A 1,990-nucleotide genomic window follows, 5' to 3' on the forward strand; every position below is an offset into this window, starting at 1 on the left:
AATACTTTCTTTAATACCATTCACACTTTTTTCAATCTCGGTTGTTTTTTTAGTGAATTCATCATTCGTTACTTGATTTTCTGGAGCTGGTGTCCAATCCTGTGGCTTATTACCTTTATATAAAGCAACCCATTCTACAGTTGCCTTCGTGGTATTATTCGGGAAATTATATAAATTTAATCTCCGTTCATTCCCACTTGTAGTTGCAACAGCTTTGAAAGTTACATAAGTTATTCCGTTAGCATAGACACTTGTTGCATATCCAACATTATTTGAACCACCATTCTGCCAAATTCCAAATTGTTGGCCTTGCGGGACACTTCCTTTAATTACAAAAGTATATTCCTCACCTGCAACAAAATTTTCAGTTAGAGTATATGGATTGATTAGATATTCTGTTTTTTCATATTTAGTATTTGAATCTAATAACAGATTACGTCCTCCGGATTTATCGTTATTAACCTTTGTTTCTACCCTTGTTAACTTTTCACTGATTTTCCCTGCTGATTCTTTGATCTCTGTTGTTACTTTGGTTAAAACATTCCCATCTGCAAGATCTTCAGGAGCAGGTCGCCACGAATAATCTTTGTTGCCTATAGTTATAATCAATTGCGGTGAGCTTTGCTGATACCAACAACCAGCAGGAGGGTTTGCGTCGGGCTCTACACGAAAATGACTCTCGTTATCCGTTCCCGCTGATGACATCATACTTGCTGTCACTGTGAACGAAACACTTACTCTTTTCCATTGATTAGTAGATTTATTTGGACGAATTCCAGTAGCACCTGGTGCAAAATAGAAAGTGTGTTGTAAATCTTGACCATCCGGTAAACCTTTTACACGAGTAAAAATTGAATAGGTTACTTTATCTCCTACTTTTACAACTTTTCGATCTACTAAATCCTTGAAGTTATAAGCTAGAGCAGTCCATGATGATTGAGTTTCTACGACTGTATTCCCTTGAAAAACATCCTTCGAAATTTTGACTTTATCTGCTGACTTAAGCCACCAACGACTGTCTGCTTGCGCAATGGTCAAAGCTCCATCAAAGGATTTAGAACCGATTAACAGGTTTCTTACATCGTCATTAATGTTTGATACATTTTCTTTAACCTCTGATATAAGCTTCTTGTTTCCTTCCACATTACTTTCTAAGGTGTTGATTTTACTTGTAGTCTCAGTACTATTTTCCGTTAATGTTTCAATAGACAATTTAAATTTCTCAGAATCCTGTTCAACTTGGGTTACTTTTTTATCAATTTCACCTTGATCTCTTTGTACATCAGAAATAGTTCTTGTAACTTTTGAAAGGCTCTCTGTTACTGTATTAAATTGCCCAGTGACTTCTTCTTGCGCTTCTTCCACTTTCTTATTTAATTCTTCTTTGGTAAGTTGAATATCCTTATTAACCTGCTCCAGTGTATCTTTCTTAACTGACTCCACATCAGGAATAAGAAGCTCCCAATCTTTCCCGTTCCATACTTTTAAAATACCAGGTTTACCGTTACTAATATCTCGCCATATCGTCTTACCAATTTTAAGATTCGTTGTTGGCGGATTGACAACTTCGATAATTTCTACGGTATTATTTTTTAGATTTTCTTGAACTTTTTCGGCTAATTCTTTTGCTACCTGACTCTCTTTTTGAGCTTGTTCGGCTGTCCCTTTCGCTTCTTCTGCTAACTTTTCTAGTTGTTCTAATAGTTCTTTATTAGCTTTATTACCTAAAGAAGCAAGTACTCTATTGTATAATTTTCGCATTTCTTCGTTTGGATCGGTAATTTCACGATAGTCGCCAAATACATATTGATCTTGTGAAGGGTCCGTAAATGATTCATCACCAGCGATAGCGCGTGCTTCTAAATACAGTTTAGGTGTAAATCCAGTATCTTTAATTCGGATTGTATCACCTTCATTTATCAATTCGTGAGCTAGTCCAAATATACGTCCAATACTTTGCGCTTGAACTTCGTAAGAAACAGATGTATTA

Annotated in this window: 1 pseudogene; it reads right to left on the reverse strand. The window is 35.8% G+C overall.

From position 1 onward, the window contains the following. A pseudogene (locus ACS2CR_RS34030) lies at nucleotides 1-1,990 on the reverse strand (phage tail spike protein); the annotation flags it as partial.

Source organism: Bacillus cereus group sp. BceL291 (genome assembly GCF_051776705.1).
Taxonomy (GTDB): Bacteria; Bacillota; Bacilli; order Bacillales; family Bacillaceae_G; genus Bacillus_A; species Bacillus_A cereus.